The organism is Sphingopyxis jiangsuensis (assembly GCF_016734905.1).
GTDB lineage: Bacteria > Pseudomonadota > Alphaproteobacteria > Sphingomonadales > Sphingomonadaceae > Sphingopyxis > Sphingopyxis jiangsuensis.
The window spans coordinates 551,432-572,210 of record NZ_JAERPO010000002.1 but is presented as its reverse complement, the minus strand read 5'-3'; the positions used below and the strand labels follow the sequence as shown (position 1 = coordinate 572,210).

The window sequence follows — 20,779 nt, the reverse complement described above, 5'->3', positions numbered from 1 at the left end:
GCGTGCCGGATCGCGGCAACGAGGACGACATCCCGGCGGCCAGCGGCTCGCCCGACGCCTCGCTGACGCAGGACGACAGCTTTACCGCGACGAGCCGTGCGGGCCTGACCTACCCGTGGGGCGAAGCCGCGCCCGGCGCGGGCGAGACGATCCGCATCGCCGACGGCGTCAGCTGGGCGCGCATCCCGATGCCGGGCTCGCTCGGCCATATCAACAGCTGGCTGCTCGACGACCATGACGGCGTCGCCGTCGTCGACACCGGCATCTGCATGACGCTCTGTTCGGACGCGTGGAAGGCGCTTTACGCGGGCGCGCTCAAAGGCAAACGGATCACGCGCGTCATCGGTACGCACCTCCACCCCGACCATATCGGCCTCGCGGGCTGGATCGCGAAGAAGCAGGACGTCAAGCTGTGGATGACGCGCGGCGAGATGCTCACCGCGCGGATGATCGTCGCCGACGCGAGCGAGACGGTGCCTGAGGAGGTGCTCGAAAAATCGCGCGCCGCGGGCTGGGACGAGGAGGCGATCGAGGCGCAGCGCGCGCGCGGCTGGAACATGTTCCAGCGGATGATCTTCGCGCTGCCGCGTTCCTATGTGCGGATCAAGGACGGCGACCAGCTCGACATGGGCGCGCACCGGTGGCGGGTCGTCACCGGGTCGGGGCACAGCCCCGAACATGCGTGCCTGTGGAACGAGCGCGAGGGCGTGCTGATCTCGGGCGACCAGGTGCTCCCGCGCATCAGTTCGAACGTGTCGGTCAATCACACCGAGCCGGATGCGGACCCGCTTGGCGAATGGCTCGCGTCGATCGACAAGCTGATCGCGACCATTCCGTCCGACGTGATCGTCTGCCCCGCGCATGGCGAGCCGTTCCGCGGGCTGCACGTCCGTTTGACCGCATTGCGCGACGAGCACCGGATGCGGCTCTACAATCTGGCCGAGGCGATCGCCCGGCAGCCGATGCGCGCGGTCGATACCTTTCCCCTGCTCTTCAACCGCCCGATAGGCAGCCATAATCAGGGGCTCGCGACGGGCGAGGCGCTCGCGCATCTGAAGCGGCTCGAGGTGGAGGGGCGGGTGCGCTGCGACGATCGCGACGGCGTCTGGTGGTATCACGGCGTCGCGTGATGCGGTTCATTCGCCGCGGTGCATGATCCAGCTGAAGGCGAGCGCGTTGAAGATCGTATAAAGCCCATAGAGCAGCAGGCCGGTGAACCAGTTGCGCGTCGCGATCGCCAGCGCCCCGACGAGCAGCAGGAACTCGAACACATAGGTGGCGTGTGGCCCGACGCGGTCGGCGAGCGGCTTCACCATCTGCTGGACCAGCGGGTCGTCGCTTTCCATGAACGCGCGGTGCATCGCGAAATTGCCGACACCGGCGCAGAATATGGCGATCATCGCGATTAGCATAGGTTTGCACATGGGATAGGCGGGGTGGAATTGCCAGCCCCGTTGTGCCTATATGCGCGCCGCCGCAATGGCTTGCCGATGAAACGAACGCTGAACCGACCTCCCCCACGAAAGGCAAAGCGATGAAAGTCTCTCCCCGTCTCGCCGCGCTTGGACTCGCCCTGTTTGCAAGCCCCGCGCAGGCGCAGCTTGCCGATCCGGTGCGCGCGATGATCGAGGCGGCGATTGCGACAGGCGATGCGGACAAGGTCGACACCGTTGCGGCGATTGCGCGGACGACCAATCCCGATCATGTCGCCGAGATCGACGCCCTGCTGGCCGGTTTCTCCGCGAACGAAATCGTGCCGGTCGAGCCCGCGCCTCCGCCGCCCAAGCCGACGCGCGTCCTTCTCGATGCGGCGATCGCCAGCGGCAAGGACCGCGACGTCGAAACGGTCGGCAAGCTGGCCAAGGCGGCGAGCCCGGAAGACGCGGCCGAGATCGACCAATTGCTCGCCGACTATCGCGCGCGCCGCGAGCGCGAAAAGGCGGCGGCGGCAGCGGCGGCACGCACGAAACTCGCCAACGCGAAATTCTGGCAGAACTGGAAGGGCGAGGGCCAGATTGGCGCAATGTTCAGCAGCGGCAACACCGACGCCGCCGGGATCAATCTGGGGGTCGCGCTCAAGCGGCAGGGTCTCAACTGGGACCAGCGCTTTCTCGCACGCACCGACTATCAACGCACCAACGGCCGCAAATCGACCGAACGCTATCTTGTCGAATATGAACCGCAGGTCCGGCTCGGCGAACGCGCTTTCGTCTTCGGGCTCGGGCGTTGGGAACGCGATTTCAAGCTCGGCTTCACCGCACGCTGGAACACGTCGGCAGGGCTCGGCTACAAATTGTTCGACGACAAGGATCTGTCGCTCAGCGTCAAGGCCGGCCCGGCATGGCGCGAGACCGTCTATCGGCCGGGACGCGGGCAGGACGAGAGCGAGCTCACCGGTCTTGGCGGGCTCGATTTCGGCTGGCAAATGTCCCCGACGGTCAAGCTGACGCAAGTTGCCTCGACGACTGTCAGCGAGCGCAACGTGACCGCCGCGTCGCAAACCGCGCTCAATGCCAAGATCAACGGCGCGCTGTCGGCCCGCATGACCTATGCGGCCGAGGTCGACAGCAACCCGCCGCCGGGGGTCGAAAAGCTCGACACCCAGACGCGCTTCACCCTCGTGTACGGCTTCTAGTCGAAAATTTCGGCGCCGCCGATTTCGCGCCCTTCGACGAGCAGCCCCGCGCCGGGGACATGATTGAACTCGATGCGGATGCCGTCGGGGTCCTCGAACAGGATCGAATAATAGCCCGGCGCCCATGGCTCCTCCTGCGGTGCATGGACAAGGGCGATGTCGGTGCGCGGCTTCAGGAAAGCGTGGAGCCGGTCGATGGCGTCGCGGTCGCGCATCCGGAAGCAGACATGGTGCAGCCCGGGCGCGCCCTGGTCGAAGCGCTTCCCGGCATTGTCGGGGCTGCCGGTGCGGATACCGATCGCCGTGCGCCCGCCGACGCCATAGAGCATCGCGTCGCTGTCGAGGACGATCTTGAGGTCGAGATAGACGATCAGTTCGCGCCAGAAGGCCGTCGACCGCGCAAAATCGCCCGCCGTAAGGATGACATGCGCGACGCCGTTGAGGTCGCCGGTCATTTCATCGCGGCGCCGCGAATCAGCTCGCGGCGGTTCAAGCGGTCGAACTGGCGGAAATCCATGCGGTGTCCCCTGCTGTGCTTATGTTGCAGGGAGTGTTCTTCACTTTTCGCGTCGAGGCAAGAACGCACCGGCGAGACCCCGGCCTTCGCCGGGGTGACGGCATAGATTTTAGGCGGAGCTTACTATTGCGCTGGCTTCGGCGCTTCAGCCATTCGGCTTCATTGCCTTCTTCGGGTGGATTGCTGAGCCAATTGTTTTCGTGATCCATTGGTGATTCCTCGATTGGGGAATCGTCCCATTAGCACCACGTCTGGACCCTGCTCCAAATAGTCGAGAAGTCGCCCAGCGACTTCTCATTATGCCCCCTCCAGCAACCCCTCCTCCTTGATCCGCTTCTGCCACAACGCCGGCGCGTTGACGTGGACATTCTGCCCTTCGCTGTCGACCGCGACGGTGACGGGGAAGTCCTTGACCTCGAACTCGTAGATCGCTTCCATCCCCAGATCGGCGAAACCGACGACCTTGCTGCCCTTGATCGCGCGCGCCACCAGATACGCCGCGCCGCCGACCGCCATCAAATAGGCGCTCTTGTGCTTCGCGATCGCCTGCGTCGCGGCGGGGCCGCGCTCGGCCTTGCCGACGCAGGCGAGCAGGCCCTGGCCCAGCATCATGTCCATGAACTTGTCCATGCGCGTTGCGGTCGTGGGACCTGCGGGGCCGACGATTTCCTCGCCGACCGGATCGACCGGGCCGACATAATAGATGACGCGGCCCTTGAATTCGACGGGCAGTTCCTCGCCCTTCGCCAGCATGTCGGCGATGCGCTTGTGCGCGGCGTCGCGGCCCGTAAGCATCTTGCCATTCAACAGGATGCGGTCGCCCTGTTTCCAGCTTGCGACCACTTCGGGTGTCAGCGTGTCGAGGTCGACGCGCTTCGCCGCGCTGTCGGGCGCCCAGTCGATCTGCGGATAATCGGCGAGCACGGGCGGCTCGAGATAGGCCGGACCCGACCCGTCGAGCGTCACATGCGCGTGGCGCGTCGCGGCGCAATTCGGGATCATCGCCACCGGCTTCGACGCCGCGTGCGTCGGCCAGTCGGCGATCTTGACGTCGAGCACGGTCGAAAGGCCGCCAAGCCCCTGCGCGCCGATTCCGAGCGCATTGACCTTTTCATACAGCTCGATGCGCAATTCCTCGGTCGGGTTCGACGGCCCGCGCGCGAGCAGTTCGGTCATGTCGATCGGGTCCATCAGCGATTGCTTGGCGAGCAGCATCGCCTTTTCGGCGGTGCCGCCGATGCCGATGCCGAGCATCCCCGGCGGGCACCATCCGGCGCCCATCTGCGGCACCATTTCGAGCACCCAGTCGACGATGGAGTCGCTGGGGTTCATCATCTTGAACTTCGACTTGTTCTCGCTGCCGCCGCCCTTCGCCGCGACGTCGATATGCACCTTGTCGCCCGGCACCATCTCGACGTTGAGCACCGACGGCGTGTTGTCCTTTGTGTTCACGCGGCTGAACGCCGGGTCGGCGAGGATCGAGGCGCGCAGCTTGTTTTCGGGGTGGAGATAGGCGCGGCGCACGCCCTCGTCGACGACCTGTTGCAGGCCGCGGGACGAGTCGAGGCGGCAGTCCATCCCCCATTTGATGAAGACGGTGACGATGCCCGTGTCCTGGCAGATCGGGCGATGCCCCTCCGCGCACATGCGGCTGTTCGACAATATCTGCGCCATCGCGTCCTTCGCTGCGGGCGATACCTCGCGTTCATAGGCGGCGCCGAGCGCGCGGATATAATCCATCGGGTGGAAATAGCTGATGTACTGGAGCGCGTCGGCGATCGTTTCGATCAGATCGTCTTCGCGGATGATGACGCTATTCATGGGATGCAGCCTTTCGCCCTGTGCCGGGATTCGGCGCCTCCCTAGACCCGCAGCGCGCAGCCGAAAAGGGGTTTAGCCCCAGTCGGCGAGCGGTCGCCGGGTTCGCAGCGCCTTCCAGCAGCCCGCGGTGGCGAGCGCGAGCAACAATATCCACCCCGCGCCGATCGACGGGACGAGCGCCCAGGCAAAGGCGGCGGGGGTGATGAGCGCCATGACCGTCGGTATCGCGGCGAGCACCGCGAGCGTCCCGGCGAGCGCCCACCAGCGGCCGAGCTGCATCGCCGCCCCGCCAATGACGACGTTGGTTGCCGCCAGAGCCAGGAATTTCGCGGTGACGGGAAGAGAGAGGCTCGCCATCGCGGGCGAATAGTCGCCGAGCGTGAAGGCCGCCTGGATGTCGAACAGCAGCCAGTTTTCATAGGCGTCGGACAGGGCGGCGAGCAGCGGAAGCGCTGCCGCAGCGAGCAGCACTCGCCGGCGCAACTCGCGCCACAGCGCGATGCAGCCGCTTGCCAGAAAGGCGCCATAGAGCAGCATGTAGAGATAATCCCGCTCGTTCCCGCTGCGCATCGCGGCGAGCCGCGTCACCTGTTGCGGGTCGCTGTCGGGGCCGAAGATTGCGATCAGATCGTCTTGGCCCCCTGCGAATTCGAACGCGAGGACCGGCGCGCCATAGCCCGGCGCCATCGCGAAGCCCGTTTGGGGGAAGATCGCGGTCAGCCATGTGCCGAACAATGCCGTGGCTATCCCGAAAACCAGCGTCGCCTGCCACCAGCGCGTCGGTGCGGGCGGGCGATGGTGCTGCGTTTCGAACCAGGTGGAAAGGCGCGATCCCGACCCGGCCGTCATGATCGGATTATTGGCAATCCGAACATTTGCCGCGCACCTCGATCACGGGGCGCTCGGCGGAAAAGCCCGTGGCTTCGGCAGCGGCGCGGACGCCGTCCGACAGCTTGTCGTCGTCGACATGGACCGCGGTTCCGCAAGTGTCGCAGATCAGGAAGATGCAATCGTGCAGGCAGCCGGGATGGCTGTTCGCGACGAAGGCATTGGCGCTTTCGACGCGGCGGACAAGGTTGTTCGCGACGAACAGGTCGAGGATGCGATAGACGCTGTTCGGCGCAACGCGCTTGCCCCGGTTTTTCGATACGATGTCGGCGATTTCATAGGCGCTCGCCGGCTTGCCGATGGCCGCCACGGCGTCGAAAATCTGCGCGCGCATGTCGGTCCACGCCTCGCCCGCGCTTTCGAGCGCGGCCTGCGCCGCCTTGGCGAGCGACGCGCCGCTCGCTTCGACATGCGGATGATCATGCTTGCCCATTGCTTTTCCTATGCGCGTCGCTGCACGCCAAAATATCCCTTGCGGGAACCATGTAAGCGCTTCGGGGTCATGCCGCAAGCTGCGGCCATAGGCGGGGTCAGTGACGCGCGCGGCGGTTGAGGTCGTGGCCGAGCGCTACCACCGCGACGCCGATCATCGTGGCCAGAATTTCGCTGCCGTCATGCGGCCGCGACAGCGCGCCGCCCATCACGCCAAGCCCGAAGCAACCGACTGCAAAGGGCATCATATAGCCGTGGCTCAACACCCCCGCGAGTAATGTGACCAGTGCGAAACCGATCGCGATGACGAGGCCGATCTCGTGGAACAGATGGTTTTCGAGGACGACGCTGACCGACGCAATCGATGCAAAAAGCACGGTGCTGGCCAGGCAATGGATCAGGCACAGTCCCGACAAACCCATCGCGAGCTGGTCGCCCGACAGCGACGTCAGCGGCCGCGAATCGCGCATAGCACGCCACAGCGCGCCGAAGCGCGTCTGGACAAGACCATGGCTGGCGACTTGGGTCACCCGAATCTCCGTTACTGCAATTGCAGCAACGGATATGGCATATCATGACAAAGGTTACAACGTCTCATCGGGCCGGGCGCTGAATTTTCGCCTCTCAACCGCCCGCTTCTGCGCGCAGCGCCTTGCGGTCGAGTTTGCCGATCATCGTTTTGGGGAGTTCGGCGCGGATTTCGACCGCACTCACCCGTTCGTGCTTTCCGAGTTTGGGGTTGAGCCATGCGGCAAGCGCTTCCCCCGAAACGTCGAACCCTTCCTCCAGCGTCACGAACGCCTTCGGACTCTCGCCGCGATAGGCGTCGGGGACGCCCAGTACGATCGCCTCCTTGACCGCCGGATGCTCATAAAGATGCGCCTCGATCACGCTCGGATAGACTTTGAATCCGCCGACCGCGATCATGTCCTTCAGCCGGTCGACGATGCGGATATAGCCTTCGTCGTCGATCGTCGCGACATCGCCGGTGCGCAGCCAGCCGTCGGCGGTGAAGCTGTCCTTGTCGGCATCGGGCCGGTTCCAATAGCCCTGCATGACCTGCGGCCCCTTGACCGCGAGTTCGCCCGGCTCGCCCGCCGGCGCATCGCGCGACGGATCTTCCTTGTCGAGCAGGCGGATACGCGTCGCGGGGATCGGCTGGCCGATCGTTCCCGGCTTGACGGGGCCGTCATAGGGGTTCGTCGATACCACCCCCGCGCTTTCGGTAAGGCCGTAGCCCTCGACGAGCGAGGCGCCCGTCGCCGCGACGAATTTCTCGCGCAGTTCGGCGGGCATCGGCGCGCCGCCCGAAATGCAGACGCGCAGCGACGAGAAATCGGTCTTGGCCAGGTCGGGATGATCGAGCAGCGCCTGATACATCGTCGGCACGCCGGGAAGCGCGGTCGTGCGCGTGCGCGTGATCGCGGCGAGCGCCGCCTTGGCGTCGAAGCGCGGAAGCATCGTGATCGACCCGCCGTTGAGCACCGTGCGGTTGAGCACGCAGGTGTTCGCAAAGACGTGGAAAAAGGGCAGCACGCCTAGGATGCGGTCGTCGGCGTCGTGATCGGGGTCGATGACATTCACCTGTCGCGCATTGGCGGTCAGATTCTGGTGCGTCAGCATCGCGCCCTTCGGCGTCCCCGTCGTGCCGCCGGTATATTGGATGAGGGCGATGTCCTTCTCGGCATCGATGGCGACCGGTTCGGGTCGTGCGTCATTGTCGGTGAGCGCCGAAAAGCGGATGACGCGCGGGTCGTCGGGGATCGCCGCGACCTCCTTGCGGCGGAACAGGCGATAGAGGACCGACTTTGCCGCGGGCAGCCCGCCAGCGACCGACCCGACGACGAGCTGGCGCAGGCTCGATCCGTCGAGCACTTCCAGCGCCGTCGGAAGCAGCGCCGACGCGCTGATCGTGAACAGCGTGTCGGTCCCCGAATCCTCGACCTGCGCCTCGAGCTCGGCGACGGTATAGAGCGGCGAGAAATTGACGACCGTCGCGCCTGCGGCGAGCGCGCCATAATAGGCGGCGACATAGTGCGGGACGTTGGGAAGAAACAGCCCGACGCGGTTTCCCTTGCCGATCCCGCGCTGCTGCAGCCCGCGCGCAACGCGCGCCACCCCTTCGGCAACCTCGTCATAGCTGAACTGGCGGCCAAGGAAGTCGAGCATCGGGGCAGGGCCACGCCGCGCGACGCTGTCGGCGAGCATGGCAGGCAGCGTCATCGGCGCAAAGACCTGGCTCCATTTCGCGGGGTGACGATATTGGGCGGACCAGTCGTGTTCGATCGTCGTGGCGGCCATTCGCCCTCTCCATAGCGTTACTGACATTTATATAAGCAGCATTGAAACGCCACCGCAATCTTGCGGCGCCATCGAGCGACGGCTACGCCCTTGTCTCGACGGCCAACCGGGGGTGAATATCATGCGAAGAGAGTCCCTTGCACGTGCGATCGGATTGTTCGCCGTTGTCGTGTGGGTTTCTCCGGCGTCGGCAAAGGACAGAAAAGCGCCCCCGCCGCCCACGCAGGTGCAGCAGATTTTCGATTGCCGGGCCATTTCGGACGATGCGGGTCGCCTGGCGTGCTTCGACGCGCAGGTCGAATCTTTCGAGGATGCGGTCGGGAAGCAGGACGTCCGGATTTTCGACCGCGCGGCTGCGGACAAGGCGCGGCGCAGCCTGTTCGGCTTCACGCTGCGCGATTTGCCCTTCTTTGGCGACGACGACGACGGGAAGGAAGGCGTTCAACGGATCGAATCGACGATCAAATGGGCGCGCCGTGAAGGCTATAATCAGGTTCGCTTCGAGATCGAAGAGGGGGCGGTGTGGGTGCAGGCCGACCAGACCGACTTGCCGCGCGACCCGCGGCCGGGAGACAGAATCGTGATCTATCCCGGCGCGATCAGCAGCTACTGGGCCGAAATCGGGTCGTTGAAACGCATCCGCGTTCGTCGCGAGCGTTGAGCCCGTCGGGGAAGCGCGCCATGGATTTCACCGCCTGATGTCGCAACCGAGGGTCGCGCCGGTGGGCGTGTCGACGCCGCCTTTTGTATTGCTCGACGACGTCCGCGCCGAGGGCGCGGTCGCGGCGCGGCTTTTCGCCGAGCCGGTCGATGTCGTCGCTGCCCATGATGCGCGGGAGATTCCGGCGCTGCTCGACACGCTCGAAGCAGCGCGGCGGCGCGGCCTCTATTGCGCCGGCTATCTTTCCTATGATGCGGGGCAGGGGCTGGCGCCCGCATGGCGCGGCGCCATCGAGGCGCGCGAAGACGCGGGGGCGCCGCTCGCCTGGTTCGGGCTGTTCGCGTCCGTCGAGCGGATCGACGCCGACGCGGTCGAAAATCTGCTTCCCGATCCGGCAGGCGCATGGGTCGGCCCGGTCGTGCCGCGCGTTTCGCGCGGGGATTTCGAAGCATCGATTGCGCGGGTGCTCGACTATATCGAAGCCGGCGACATCTATCAGGCCAATCTGACCTTTCGCGCCGACGTTCTTTTTCAGGGCAATCCGCTGGGCGTTTACGCCCGGCTTCGCCGCACGGCCCGCGCGGGCTATGGCGGCTTTATCTGGACCGGCGACCGGGCGATCGCCTCGCTGTCTCCCGAACTCTTCTTCTCGCTGCGCGGGAAGGACGTGATGGCGCGGCCGATGAAGGGCACGGCCGGACGCCGGGATGACCGCGAAGCCGACCGGCGCGCCGCCGCCGAACTGGCGCGCGACCCCAAACAGCGCGCCGAAAACATGATGATCGTCGACCTCATCCGTAATGACCTGTCGCGCGTCGCGGCCGCCGGATCGGTCAAGGTGCCCGATCTGTTTCGCGTCGAAAGCTTCCCGACGATCCACCAGCTTGTTTCGGACGTGACGGCCGAATTGCCCGAGGGCGCCGGCGCCGTCGACGTGCTGCGCGCCGCCTTTCCCTGCGGCTCGATCACCGGCGCGCCCAAGGTCCGCGCGATGGAAATCATCGACAGCCTCGAAAGCGATGCGCGCGGTATCTATACCGGCTCGATCGGGTTCATCGAGCCGAACGGCGACGCGGCGTTCAACGTCGCGATCCGCACGCTCGTCTTTTGCAGCCAGCATGGTGCGGACCGGGGGTTGCAGGACGGGCCAATGTGCGCCACGCTGGGATTGGGTTCGGGAATTGTCGCCGACAGCCGCGCTGCCGAAGAGTGGCGCGAATGTCTGGCCAAGGGGGAATTTGTGGGCGCAGCGGGGGAAAGCTTCGACCTCATAGAAACGATGCAATTTGATCCGGTCGACGGAATCCAGCGGCTCGACGGGCATATCGCCCGGATGAAGGCGAGCGCCGATGCTTTCGGCTTCCGGTTCGATCGTCATGGTGCGCGCAACAGCCTGCAGTCGGCGACGTTCCGGATGCGAAACGCCGCGCGCGTGCGGATGCGGCTTGCGCCGTCGGGCGCGCTTGCGGTCGAAGTTTCGCCGCTGCCGCGCCTTGCCGAACTGCCGGTGCCCGTTGCGGTGCGGCCGGCCCCGATGCCTGCAGGCGACTTCCGTCTCGGCCACAAGACCAGCCTGCGCGCGCCATATGAGGCGGCGCGACGCGAAAGCGGTGCTATCGAGGTGCTGTTCGTCGACGAACCCGGTTTCGTGACCGAAGGCAGCTGGAGCAATATCTTCGTCGAGCGCGACGGGCTGTTGCTGACGCCGCCTGCGTCGCTCGGCTTACTCCCCGGCGTGTTGCGCGCCGAGCTCATTGAAAAGGGGCGCGCGGTCGAATCGCACCTGCGGCTCGCCGACCTTGGCAACGGATTTTTCATCGGCAATTCGCTGCGCGGCCTGATCCCGGCGCGGCTCGCCGACACCGCCGCGGGCCAATCGCTGCCGCATAGGTAAATTTGGCCGTTCGCCTTGCGATTTGCGGGCAGAGGCTTTAGGCGCGGCCCCGCGCGATTCCCGTGTCGCGCTTTCCCGCCTCGCGACCAGCAAGGAAGACCCGTCGATGCCGCTCAAGCCGCATATCTCCGCTGCCCTCAACCGCATCCAGCCCTCGGCAACGCTCGCGATGACCGCGCGCGTCGCGAAGCTGAAAGGCGAAGGGGTCGACGTGATCGGCCTGTCGGCGGGCGAGCCCGATTTCGATACGCCCGATTTCGTCAAGGAAGCGGCGATCGAGGCGATCCGCGCGGGGCAGACCAAATATACGCTTGTCGATGGCACCGTCGCGCTCAAGGAGGCGATCCGCGGCAAGTTCCGCCGCGACAACGGGCTCGAGTTCGGCCTCGACCAGATCACGGTCAATGTCGGGGGCAAGCACACGCTGTTCAATGCGCTCGTCGCGACGGTGGACAAGGGCGACGAGGTCATCATCCCGGCGCCCTATTGGGTGAGCTATCCCGACATCGTCGCCTTTGCCGGCGGCACCCCGGTCATCGTCGCGGCCGGCGCGGCGCAGGGGTATAAGCTCACGCCCGAACAGCTTGATGCGGCGATCACGCCCAAGACGCGCTGGATCATCTTCAACTCGCCGTCGAACCCCTCGGGCGCGGCCTATTCACCCGAAGAGCTCGACGCGCTTGGCGAGGTCGTGCGCCGTCACGAGCATGTGATGGTGATGTGCGACGATATGTACGAGCATGTCTGGTACGCCGACTTCGCCTTTTCGACGCTCGCACAGCGTTGCCCCGACCTTGTCGACCGCATCCTGACGGTGAACGGCTGTTCGAAAGCCTATGCGATGACCGGCTGGCGCATCGGTTATGCGGGCGGCCCCGCCTGGCTGATCAAGGCGATGGGCAAGCTCCAGTCGCAGTCGACGTCGAACCCCTGCTCGGTCGCGCAGGCCGCCGCCGCCGCGGCGCTCGGCGGTCCGCAGCAGTTCCTCGACGACCGCAACGCCGCCTTCCGCAAGCGCCGCGACATGGTCGTCGCCATGCTCAACGACGCGCCGGGGCTCGATTGCCCGGTGCCCGACGGCGCCTTTTACGTCTATCCCGACGCGAGCGGCTGCATCGGCAAGAAGACCCCGGCGGGGCATGTGATCGACAGCGACGAGGCGTTGATCGACTATTTCCTCGACGCGGCGCGCGTCGCGGCGGTCCACGGCGGAGCCTTTGGCCTGTCGCCGGCCTTCCGCGTCTCCTATGCGACGTCGGAGGCGGCGCTCAAGGAGGCGTGCGTGCGCATCCAGCAGGCGTGCGCGGCACTCAGCTGAGTTCAGCTTTGCGACGGGCAAATAATTCTGTACCGGTCGGTCTTGAACTGTCGGGCGCACGCGCCTATCTGCGCCACCTGAACGGCGGTTAAGCGGCCGGTTCACCACATGGTAAGTCCTGTCGGTTAAGGGTGACGCCGATCACTGCACGGCGGCACGGGGCGCGCCACGATGTCGGTGTAACCAAAGCGGCAACGTCCGCGAACAAGATGACATGATACGAGGCACCGATGATTACTCTCCTTCGCTCCGACTGGTTCCAGACGATGCTCGCGGGATTCGCGATCGGCACGCTGTACATGGTGTTCCAGCAGCCGGCGTTCGCGCTGCCGTTCTGATGCCGCTGCGGCGGTCCTTGTCGGCGCTGATGGCGGGGCTGCTCCTCGCCCAATGCGCGCCCGCACAGGCCGAAAGCATCGTCAGGCTTCCCGCCGCCAAAATCGACCCCGCCGTCAATGCAAAGCGCGCCACCGCGATTCTCGCCGGAGGTTGCTTCTGGGGCGTCGAGGGCGTCTTCAGCCATGTCAAAGGCGTCATCTCGGTCGAATCGGGCTATCATGGCGGCAGCGCCGCGACCGCCAAATATGAACTGACGCACGACGGCACCTCGGGCCATGCAGAGGCGGTGCGGATCGTCTATGACCCCTCGCAGGTCAGCTATGGCACGCTCTTGCGGGTGCTCTTTTCGGTGATCGCCGATCCGACGCTCAAGAACCGCCAGGGCCCCGATGTCGGCCCGCAATATCGTGCGGCGATCGTGCCGGTCGACGCGACGCAGCGTCGGGTTGCGACCGCCTATCTCGCGCAGATCCGGTCGGGGCGCTTTTTCGACAAGCCGGTGGTCGTACCCATCGAAAGCTACAAGCGCTTCTATCGGGCGGAGGCCTATCACCAGGATTTCATGCGCCGCAATCCGCGCCACGGCTATATCGTCCGCTGGGATGCGCCCAAGCTCGCGGCACTCAGGAAACTATACCCCCAACTAACAAACCCAACCCCCGCACCCTGAGTTTGGGGGCGGCGCCGCCGCTTATCGCGCGACAGGAATCATTCATCGCAATTCGCTGGCGAGGCAGCCATGCTTGCGAGACGAGTGGCCTGGATGCAAGGGCCGGAGGTATGGTCGCAGTCGCGGGGATTGAATGAGATTTGAAGTATCGGGCAAGCCGCTGCTTGCCGCTACAATGAGTGCCGCAGTGCTCGCTGGCTGCGTGAGCAGCGCAGCGATCGTTCCGCCCCCGCGCCAGCAATCGACGACAACCACTGCGCCCGCCGGGTCGGCCACCGTCCCGATCGCCCCTCCGGTTCGAGCGGCTGCGCCGGTCGCCAAGGGTCCGATCGATCCGGGGTTTCGCCGCGCGCCGGCGGGATTGGAAGAGCGTCTGTTCAGCCTCTGGCGTGGCTTTCCGGGCAAGACCGGCATCGCGGTTCAGCGTATCGACGGCGAATGGGCGCTTGCCCAGCGCGGCGACGAGCTGTTCCCGCAGCAAAGCGTGTCGAAGCTTTGGGTGGCAATGACCGCGCTCGACGCCGTGGACCAGGGACGCGTCCGGCTCGATCAGTCGGTGCGGATCGGGCCCGAAGACCTGACGCTTTTCTATCAGCCGCTCGCCAGTACCGTACGCGCGCAGGGATCGGTGACGATGACCGTGCGCGAGCTGATCGAAACCGCCATCACGCGCAGCGACAATACCGCGAACGACAGCCTGCTGCGTACCGTCGGCGGCCCGGAGGCGGTGCGGCGCTTTATCGCGAAAAAGGATCTGGGGGCGATTCGCTTCGGTCCGGGCGAGCGCCTTCTGCAGTCGGGTACGGCAGGGCTGAACTGGCAGCAGGCCTATTCGGTCGGGCGTGCATTCGAACAGGCGCGCGCTACGCTGCCCGATGCTACGCGCAAGGCGGCGATGGACGCCTATCTGGCCGATCCGGTCGATGGCGCCAGCCCGGCGGCGATTGCGAGCGCGCTTACGCGCCTCGCGCGCGGCAATCTTCTGTCGCCCGAATCGACAGAATATCTGCTCGACGTCATGAGCCGCACGCGGAGCGGTCCGCAACGGCTCAAGGCCGGACTTCCGGCAGGCTGGAAGTTCGGCCACAAGACCGGAACGGGACAGAATTACAAGGGCATGACTGCCGGCTATAACGACATAGGGATCGCCACGGCGCCCGACGGGACACGCTATGCCATCGTCGTCATGCTCGGTACCACGACCTCGCCGATACCGGAGCGCATGGCGCTGATGCAGGCGGTGTCGGGCGCGGTGGCCGAATTCCACGGGCGATAACCACTATGAAGAGATTCATCTCGCCGCTGGCTGTGCTGGCACTGACACTTTCGGCCTGTGCAACACCCGAAACACGGCTCCGCACCGGCCTCAATAATGCCGGTCTTTCAAAGGCGATGTCGGCATGCATGGCCGAACGGATGGTCGACCGGCTCTCGTTGCTTCAGCTTCGGCGGCTGTCCGCGCTCGGCAGTCTCAAGGATCGCGAAATCACCGACCTGACGCTCGACCAGTTTCTCCGCAAGGTCCGCGCGCTCAAGGATCCGGAGATATTGGGGGTCACGACAAGCTCGGCAGCGGTGTGCGCTTTGCGCTGAGCAAGCTTTTCTGTCGGCATCCGGGGTAGCCTTGCCGCCAAACTTGTGCTTATGCGGCGGCGCAAATCTCCCGCTCCAGAGTCGAAAGGCCCGGCAGACCTCATGAACATTCACGAATATCAGGCGAAAGAACTTCTCGCGAAATTTGGCGTCGCGGTGCCCAAGGGCATTGCCGCGATGAGTGTCGAGGAAGCCGTTGCGGCGGCAAAGCAACTGCCCGGGCCGCTCTATGTCGTGAAATCGCAGATCCATGCCGGCGGCCGCGGCAAGGGCAAGTTCAAGGAACTCGGCCCCGATGCAAAGGGCGGCGTCCGTCTTGCCAAGAGCATTGAGGAAGTCGAGGCGCACGCCAAGGACATGCTCGGCAACACGCTCGTCACGATCCAGACGGGCGAGGCAGGCAAGCAGGTCAATCGCCTGTACGTCACCGACGGCGCCGACATCAAAAAGGAATATTATCTCGCGCTGCTCGTCGACCGCGCGACCAGCCGCATCGCGGTCGTCGCTTCGACCGAGGGCGGGATGGACATCGAAACTGTCGCGCACAACACGCCCGACAAGATCCACACGATCGTCATCGACCCCGCGACGGGGCTGATGCCGCACCACGGCCGCAGCGTCGCCGCAGCGCTCGAACTGACGGGCGACCTTGCAAAGCAGGCGGCCAAGACGCTCGCCGGTCTTTACAGCGCGTTCCTTGCAACCGATGCCGAACAGATCGAAATCAATCCGCTCGCGGTGTGCGAAGGCGCGAATGGCGACGAACTGCTCGTGCTCGACGCCAAGCTCGGCTTCGACGGCAACGCAATGTTCCGCCACCCCGACATCGCCGAACTGCGCGACCTGACCGAGGAAGACCCGGCCGAGGTCGAAGCGTCGGAATATGACCTCGCCTATATCAAGCTCGACGGCAACATCGGCTGCATGGTCAACGGCGCGGGCCTCGCGATGGCGACGATGGACATCATCAAGCTGAACGGCGCCTTCCCTGCGAACTTCCTCGACGTCGGCGGCGGCGCTTCGAAGGAAAAGGTGACCGCGGCGTTCAAGATCATCCTGAAAGACCCGGCGGTCGAAGGCATCCTCGTCAATATCTTCGGCGGCATCATGAAGTGCGACATCATCGCCGAGGGCATCGTCGCCGCGGCGAAGGAAGTGAACCTTTCGGTGCCGCTCGTCGTTCGCCTCGAAGGCACGAATGTTCAGCAGGGCAAGGACATCCTTGCGAACTCGGGCCTGCCGATCGTCGCGGCGAACGACCTGGGCGACGCCGCCAAGAAGATCGTCGCCGAGGTCGCCAAGGCGGCGTGATAACGGGTTGACCCCCTCTCTCCCCGCGAGAGAAGGGGGCAAGGACCCCGCAGGTTGACGTTTACGTAAGCGCCAATTATGACGCGGTGCAACATTGTTGAGAGGAGCTGACAAAGCCATGAAAATCCTCGTCCCCGTGAAGCGGGTGCTCGATTACAACGTCAAGCCGCGGGTCAAAGCCGACGGCACCGGCGTCGACCTTGCCAACGTCAAGATGTCGATGAACCCGTTCGACGAAATCGCGGTCGAAGAAGCGATCCGCCTCAAGGAAAAGGGTGCCGCGAGCGAAATCGTCGCTGTCAGCATCGGCCCGGCGAAGGCGCAGGAGACGCTGCGCACCGCGCTCGCGATGGGCGCCGACCGCGCCATCCTCGTCCAGACCGACGACGCCGTCGAACCGCTGGCCGTTGCCAAGATATTGAAGGCGATTGCTGACGCGGAGGCACCCGGCCTCGTCATCCTCGGCAAGCAGGCAATCGACGACGACAATAACCAGACCGGCCAGATGCTCGCCGCATTGACCGGCTGGGCGCAGGGCACTTTCGCGAGCAAGGTAGATGTCGAGGGCGACAGCGTGAGCGTCACCCGCGAGGTCGACGGCGGGCTCGAAACGGTCAAGCTCAAGACCCCCGCGGTCGTTACCACCGACCTGCGCCTCAACGAGCCGCGCTATGCGTCGCTTCCCAACATCATGAAGGCGAAGTCGAAGCCGCTCGAAACCAAGTCGCCCACCGACTATGGCGTCGACACGGCCCCGCGCGTCAAGGTGCTCAAGGTGGCCGAACCGCCGGTGCGCCAGGCGGGCATCAAGGTCGCCGACGTCGATGAGCTGGTCGCCAAGCTGAAGGCGATGGGCGTCCACAGCTGAATCTATCCCCCGCTCGTGTCGAGCGAAGTCGAGACACCCATCGGGACAGCGCAAGGTCGAGGGGCATCTCGACTTCGCTCGATGCGAACGGGACGGGAAGAAGGAACGTAAGAGATGAAAACTCTGGTTTGGGTCGAACATGACGGCAGCGCCGTCAAGGATGCCACGCTCGCTGCGGTGACCGCCGCCTCGAAACTCGGCGAAGTCCATCTGCTCGTCGCGGGCGAGGGCGTCGATGGCGTCGCGCAAGCCGCCGCGCAAATTTCTGGCGTGGGCAAGGTCCATGTCGCCGACAGCGCTGCCTTCGGCCACGCGCTCCCCGAAAATATCGCGCCGATGATCGCCGAACTGATGGCGAGCCACGACGCCTTCGTCGCGCCTGCGACGACGACGGGCAAGAATATCGCGCCGCGCGTCGCCGCGCTGCTCGACGTGATGCAGGTGTCGGACATTCTTTCGGTCGAAGGGCCGAAGACCTTCACGCGCCCCATCTATGCGGGCAATGCGATCGCCACCGTCGAAAGTTCGGATGCCAAGCTCGTTCTCACCGTCCGCGGCACCGCGTTCGAAAAGGCGGCGACCTCGGGCGGCTCGGGCGCGGTCGAGGCCGTGTCGGCGGGCGGCGATACGGGCATCTCGAGCTTTGTCGGCGCCGAAATCGCCAAGTCGGAACGCCCCGAACTCACCTCCGCGAAGGTCATCGTCTCGGGTGGCCGTGCGCTCGGGTCGAGCGAAAAATATGAAGAGGTCATCGTTCCGCTCGCCGACAAGCTCGGCGCCGCGCTCGGCGCCAGCCGCGCCGCAGTCGATGCGGGCTATGTCCCCAACGACTATCAGGTCGGCCAGACCGGCAAGATCGTCGCGCCCGAAGTCTATTTTGCGATTGGCATTTCGGGCGCCATCCAGCATCTAGCGGGAATGAAGGATTCGAAAACCATCGTCGCGATCAACAAGGACGAGGATGCGCCGATCTTTCAGGTCGCCGACCTCGGCCTTGTCGCCGATCTGTTCAACGCCGTTCCCGAATTGACGGGCAAGATCTAGGCCGGAGGCGCGATGGGGGGGCATCATCCTGGGGTACCCGGACTGGGCGATGCCCCATTCAGCGCCGGGGGACGCCATTCGGCGCGGCCGAAGTCTGCCGCTGAGGAAGATGCCAACCTCGGGAAGGAAGAAAGCCACGGGCGGTCGGTAATGCTCGCGCGCATCGCGCGCGACGCCCGGCTCAATCAGAAATTCCTGCTGCTGATCACGCTGTCGTCGGCAATCGCGACGCTGGGACTCCTGCAAAGCTCGGCGCCGGTCGTGATCGGCGCGATGCTCGTGTCGCCCCTGCTCGGCCCGATCATGGGCGTCGGCTTTGGCCTCGCGACACTCGAGCGCCATCTGATCCAGCGTTCGCTGATCACCATGGCAGCGGGGATGGGCGTTGCGGTGCTGATCGCGATGGTCATCATCTGGCTGTCGCCGATCAAGGACGTCACGCCCGAACTGCGCGCGCGGACCGAACCGACCTTGCTCGATCTTGGCGTCGCCGTCGTCGGCGGGGTCGCGGGCGTCTACGCCATCCTGCGCAAGCTGTCGGGGGTCATGGTCGGCGTCGCGATCGCCACCGCGCTTGTCCCGCCGCTGTCGACGATCGGTTTCGGGCTTGTCACCGGGCGCTTTGACTATGCGCTTGGCGCCGCGTTGCTGTTCCTCACCAACACGCTCGCGATCGCGCTCGTCGCGACGATTGTCGCCCGGCTGAACCGTTTCGGACCGTCTCTGACTGCCCAGAATACGGCGATGCAGGTGGTCGGAATCGTCGTCACACTAGGCATATTGTCCATCCCGCTAGCGCTGTCGCTCAACAATATCGTCCGCGAAGTCGGCGCGCGCAACGCCGTCCAATCCGAACTCAGCGATCTTCTCAAACGTGGCGACCGCGTTGACAGCCTCAATGTTCGGATGGAGGGCGACGAAGTGGCAGTCGATGGCGTCGTGCTCGTCGACCAATATGCGTCGCAGCTCAACGGCGACCTCGCGCGGGCCGTTCGCGATCGACTGAACCGGGATGTCCGTGTCAGCATTGTCCAAATTCGCCAGCAGACCAACGCCGCAGTCGAGTTCGAAGAACGGCTCAATCAGCGAATCGCGGCGCTTGAGCAGCGCGAGAGCGAAAGTCGCGGTGTTCTTGCCGGACTGACCGTGGGGAACCTCGTGCCGCGCGACCGGGTGCTGATCGATCTGCAGGCGCGCCGCGCAATCGTTCAGCGCGACCGCGAGGCCGAAGGCGAGCAGGTCGCGGCGGCGGTCGACCGCGTCATGGCATCGGTGCAGGATGATTTCCCGCAATGGCTGATCCAGAACGGGGCGCTGACCGAAGCCGAGGAGCCACCACCGATCGAAGAGACCGCTCCGACCGGCGAGTGATCGCGGACACGCGGAGGCTCCTGTCATCCAATTGTCACCGACCGGCGCTTGAGCGGCCTTGTACCTGCCCGCATTCGGGCGCCGACGAGGACTCCGCATGCCCCAGGCTGACAAGCGCGCGCTGATCGCCGAAGGGCTGACCGTCGGCGAGGACGACGATGCATTGCACCGGCGGCTCGTCGCGGCTGGGATTTCGGCCGCGTCGGCGCGCTATGAAATCGACCGGCTGGCAAAGGACCCGCTTGCCGCGGCGCTCCGCCGTCAGGCCGCGCGCATGGCGAAGCAGCGCTGGCTGTTCGCCAACCAGCAACGCCTCGCGTTCGAGGCTGAGGGCGGCTTCGCGCTCGATACGCTCGGCAACGCCGACCCCGACCATTTCTATCATCACTATTATGACGCCAACCGTCCTGCGAAATTGCTCGGGTTGGTCGATCATTGGCCCGCACTTTCGAACTGGTCGCTCGATCATTTCGCGGCGGTCGCAGGCGACGCGGTCGTCGAGGCGCAGGTCGGGCGCGAGCGCAGTCCCGATTACGAGATCGCCAAGGACGACCACCGCCGCCCGGTCCGCTTTGCCGAACTCATCGAATGGCTGCGCGCCGATACGCCGAGCAACGACGTCTATCTGACCGCCTATAACAGCGGTACCAATGCCGCCGCGCTCGCACCGCTTTGGGATGACATGAAACCCATCACCATTCTCGATCAGCGCTCCGAACGCGATGGTTTCTTCTGGCTGGGGCCGAAGGGGACGCTGACGCCCTGGCATCATGATCTCACCAATAATCTTCTGGTCCAGATTGTCGGGCGCAAGCGTGTTCGCATGGCGCCGCCCTGGGCGGCGGATCGGATGAAGAACCGCGTCCACTGTTTTTCGGACTGGAACAATACGCCCCTGCCAGCGGGGCAGGGCGACGCCGAAACGCCGCCGGTGATCGAAACGGTGATCGGCCCCGGCGAGGCAGTATTCCTCCCGGTTGGCTGGTGGCATCAGGTCGAGGCGCTCGACCTGTCGGCAAGCATGAGTTTCACGAGCTTCCGCCGCCCCAACGCGCATGTCGAGGATTATGCGTCCTATGGGGATATCGGATAAGCTGCCATTTCGGTATCTTGGCC

Annotated in this window: 20 protein-coding genes; 13 read left to right on the top strand and 7 right to left on the bottom strand. The window is 65.2% G+C overall.

Annotation, left to right across the window (positions count from 1 at the left end; genetic code table 11):
* Nucleotides 1-2: 2 nt before the first annotated feature.
* Nucleotides 3-1,130, top strand: a complete 1,128-nt coding sequence (locus tag JI743_RS09475) for an MBL fold metallo-hydrolase (RefSeq protein WP_201928069.1) — start codon at nt 3-5, stop codon at nt 1,128-1,130.
* A gap of 6 nt (nt 1,131-1,136) precedes the next feature.
* Here the strand turns inward: JI743_RS09475 and JI743_RS09470 are convergent, their stop codons facing one another.
* Nucleotides 1,137-1,412: a hypothetical protein gene (locus JI743_RS09470; RefSeq protein WP_201928068.1), complete on the bottom strand. Its 276-nt coding sequence runs from the start codon at nt 1,410-1,412 to the stop codon at nt 1,137-1,139.
* A gap of 122 nt (nt 1,413-1,534) precedes the next feature.
* Here JI743_RS09470 and JI743_RS09465 point away from each other — a divergent pair, with 122 nt between their 5' ends.
* The gene (locus JI743_RS09465) at nt 1,535-2,635 is read left to right on the top strand and encodes a DUF481 domain-containing protein (protein ID WP_236659849.1); all 1,101 of its coding nucleotides are present in this window, start codon (nt 1,535-1,537) and stop codon (nt 2,633-2,635) included.
* On the opposite strand, the gene JI743_RS09460 is transcribed toward JI743_RS09465, so the two are convergent.
* The 6 genes from JI743_RS09460 to JI743_RS09435 all read right to left on the bottom strand — a co-directional run bounded on the left by JI743_RS09460 (nt 2,632) and on the right by JI743_RS09435 (nt 8,594).
* Nucleotides 2,632-3,090, bottom strand: a complete 459-nt coding sequence (locus JI743_RS09460; protein ID WP_201928067.1) for a VOC family protein — start codon at nt 3,088-3,090, stop codon at nt 2,632-2,634. The genes JI743_RS09465 and JI743_RS09460 overlap by 4 nt on opposite strands.
* A gap of 359 nt (nt 3,091-3,449) precedes the next feature.
* A complete protein-coding gene (locus tag JI743_RS09455; protein ID WP_201928066.1) occupies nt 3,450-4,973 on the bottom strand; it encodes a fumarate hydratase in 1,524 nt (507 codons plus the stop codon).
* A 72-nt stretch (nt 4,974-5,045) separates the two neighbouring features.
* Nucleotides 5,046-5,822: a hypothetical protein gene (locus JI743_RS09450; protein WP_201928065.1), complete on the bottom strand. Its 777-nt coding sequence runs from the start codon at nt 5,820-5,822 to the stop codon at nt 5,046-5,048.
* A gap of 7 nt (nt 5,823-5,829) precedes the next feature.
* Complete coding sequence (locus JI743_RS09445) at nt 5,830-6,294, bottom strand: Fur family transcriptional regulator (RefSeq protein WP_201928064.1); 465 nt, start codon at nt 6,292-6,294, stop codon at nt 5,830-5,832.
* A gap of 97 nt (nt 6,295-6,391) precedes the next feature.
* Nucleotides 6,392-6,823: a MerC domain-containing protein gene (locus JI743_RS09440; protein WP_227340225.1), complete on the bottom strand. Its 432-nt coding sequence runs from the start codon at nt 6,821-6,823 to the stop codon at nt 6,392-6,394.
* A gap of 94 nt (nt 6,824-6,917) precedes the next feature.
* Nucleotides 6,918-8,594 carry a long-chain-fatty-acid--CoA ligase gene (locus JI743_RS09435; protein WP_201928063.1) on the bottom strand — a complete coding sequence of 559 codons (1,677 nt, stop codon included), beginning with the start codon at nt 8,592-8,594 and terminating at the stop codon, nt 6,918-6,920.
* Nucleotides 8,595-8,715: 121 nt separating this feature from the next.
* Here JI743_RS09435 and JI743_RS09430 point away from each other — a divergent pair, with 121 nt between their 5' ends.
* From JI743_RS09430 to JI743_RS09380, 11 genes are all read left to right on the top strand, one after another.
* Nucleotides 8,716-9,255 carry a hypothetical protein gene (locus JI743_RS09430; RefSeq protein WP_201928062.1) on the top strand — a complete coding sequence of 180 codons (540 nt, stop codon included), beginning with the start codon at nt 8,716-8,718 and terminating at the stop codon, nt 9,253-9,255.
* Nucleotides 9,256-9,292: 37 nt separating this feature from the next.
* The gene (pabB, locus tag JI743_RS09425; RefSeq protein ID WP_201928061.1) at nt 9,293-11,149 is read left to right on the top strand and encodes an aminodeoxychorismate synthase component I; all 1,857 of its coding nucleotides are present in this window, start codon (nt 9,293-9,295) and stop codon (nt 11,147-11,149) included.
* A gap of 106 nt (nt 11,150-11,255) precedes the next feature.
* Entirely contained in the window at nt 11,256-12,467 is a 1,212-nt protein-coding gene (locus tag JI743_RS09420; protein ID WP_201928060.1) for a pyridoxal phosphate-dependent aminotransferase, read from the top strand.
* A gap of 337 nt (nt 12,468-12,804) precedes the next feature.
* Nucleotides 12,805-13,476 carry a peptide-methionine (S)-S-oxide reductase MsrA gene (msrA, locus tag JI743_RS09415; protein WP_201928059.1) on the top strand — a complete coding sequence of 224 codons (672 nt, stop codon included), beginning with the start codon at nt 12,805-12,807 and terminating at the stop codon, nt 13,474-13,476.
* A 175-nt stretch (nt 13,477-13,651) separates the two neighbouring features.
* Nucleotides 13,652-14,752, top strand: coding sequence for a class A beta-lactamase (gene bla, locus JI743_RS09410; RefSeq protein WP_236659847.1), 1,101 nt, complete (start codon nt 13,652-13,654; stop codon nt 14,750-14,752).
* 5 nt (nt 14,753-14,757) lie between these two features.
* Entirely contained in the window at nt 14,758-15,069 is a 312-nt protein-coding gene (locus tag JI743_RS09405) for a hypothetical protein (protein WP_201928057.1), read from the top strand.
* Between the two features lie 102 nt (nt 15,070-15,171).
* On the top strand, nt 15,172-16,380 hold the full coding sequence (gene sucC, locus JI743_RS09400; protein WP_201928056.1) for an ADP-forming succinate--CoA ligase subunit beta: 1,209 nt from the start codon (nt 15,172-15,174) through the stop codon (nt 16,378-16,380).
* Between the two features lie 118 nt (nt 16,381-16,498).
* The gene (locus JI743_RS09395) at nt 16,499-17,248 is read left to right on the top strand and encodes an electron transfer flavoprotein subunit beta/FixA family protein (RefSeq protein ID WP_201928055.1); all 750 of its coding nucleotides are present in this window, start codon (nt 16,499-16,501) and stop codon (nt 17,246-17,248) included.
* Nucleotides 17,249-17,362: 114 nt separating this feature from the next.
* Nucleotides 17,363-18,292: an electron transfer flavoprotein subunit alpha/FixB family protein gene (locus JI743_RS09390; RefSeq protein WP_201928054.1), complete on the top strand. Its 930-nt coding sequence runs from the start codon at nt 17,363-17,365 to the stop codon at nt 18,290-18,292.
* A 150-nt stretch (nt 18,293-18,442) separates the two neighbouring features.
* The gene (locus JI743_RS09385) at nt 18,443-19,663 is read left to right on the top strand and encodes a DUF389 domain-containing protein (RefSeq protein ID WP_227340231.1); all 1,221 of its coding nucleotides are present in this window, start codon (nt 18,443-18,445) and stop codon (nt 19,661-19,663) included.
* 97 nt (nt 19,664-19,760) lie between these two features.
* Nucleotides 19,761-20,756: a cupin-like domain-containing protein gene (locus JI743_RS09380; protein WP_201928052.1), complete on the top strand. Its 996-nt coding sequence runs from the start codon at nt 19,761-19,763 to the stop codon at nt 20,754-20,756.
* Nucleotides 20,757-20,779: the final 23 nt, after the last annotated feature.

Coding starts and splice junctions, on each gene's coding strand:
- JI743_RS09470 (WP_201928068.1), bottom strand. CDS start 1,412: ATGCTAATCGCGATGATCGCCATATTCTGCGCCGGTGTCGGCAATTTC.
- JI743_RS09465 (WP_236659849.1), top strand. CDS start 1,535: ATGAAAGTCTCTCCCCGTCTCGCCGCGCTTGGACTCGCCCTGTTTGCA.
- JI743_RS09460 (WP_201928067.1), bottom strand. CDS start 3,090: ATGACCGGCGACCTCAACGGCGTCGCGCATGTCATCCTTACGGCGGGC.
- JI743_RS09455 (WP_201928066.1), bottom strand. CDS start 4,973: ATGAATAGCGTCATCATCCGCGAAGACGATCTGATCGAAACGATCGCC.
- JI743_RS09450 (WP_201928065.1), bottom strand. CDS start 5,822: ATGACGGCCGGGTCGGGATCGCGCCTTTCCACCTGGTTCGAAACGCAG.
- JI743_RS09445 (WP_201928064.1), bottom strand. CDS start 6,294: ATGGGCAAGCATGATCATCCGCATGTCGAAGCGAGCGGCGCGTCGCTC.
- JI743_RS09435 (WP_201928063.1), bottom strand. CDS start 8,594: ATGGCCGCCACGACGATCGAACACGACTGGTCCGCCCAATATCGTCAC.
- JI743_RS09430 (WP_201928062.1), top strand. CDS start 8,716: ATGCGAAGAGAGTCCCTTGCACGTGCGATCGGATTGTTCGCCGTTGTC.
- pabB (WP_201928061.1), top strand. CDS start 9,293: ATGTCGCAACCGAGGGTCGCGCCGGTGGGCGTGTCGACGCCGCCTTTT.
- JI743_RS09420 (WP_201928060.1), top strand. CDS start 11,256: ATGCCGCTCAAGCCGCATATCTCCGCTGCCCTCAACCGCATCCAGCCC.
- msrA (WP_201928059.1), top strand. CDS start 12,805: ATGCCGCTGCGGCGGTCCTTGTCGGCGCTGATGGCGGGGCTGCTCCTC.
- bla (WP_236659847.1), top strand. CDS start 13,652: ATGAGTGCCGCAGTGCTCGCTGGCTGCGTGAGCAGCGCAGCGATCGTT.
- JI743_RS09405 (WP_201928057.1), top strand. CDS start 14,758: ATGAAGAGATTCATCTCGCCGCTGGCTGTGCTGGCACTGACACTTTCG.
- sucC (WP_201928056.1), top strand. CDS start 15,172: ATGAACATTCACGAATATCAGGCGAAAGAACTTCTCGCGAAATTTGGC.
- JI743_RS09395 (WP_201928055.1), top strand. CDS start 16,499: ATGAAAATCCTCGTCCCCGTGAAGCGGGTGCTCGATTACAACGTCAAG.
- JI743_RS09390 (WP_201928054.1), top strand. CDS start 17,363: ATGAAAACTCTGGTTTGGGTCGAACATGACGGCAGCGCCGTCAAGGAT.
- JI743_RS09385 (WP_227340231.1), top strand. CDS start 18,443: ATGCTCGCGCGCATCGCGCGCGACGCCCGGCTCAATCAGAAATTCCTG.
- JI743_RS09380 (WP_201928052.1), top strand. CDS start 19,761: ATGCCCCAGGCTGACAAGCGCGCGCTGATCGCCGAAGGGCTGACCGTC.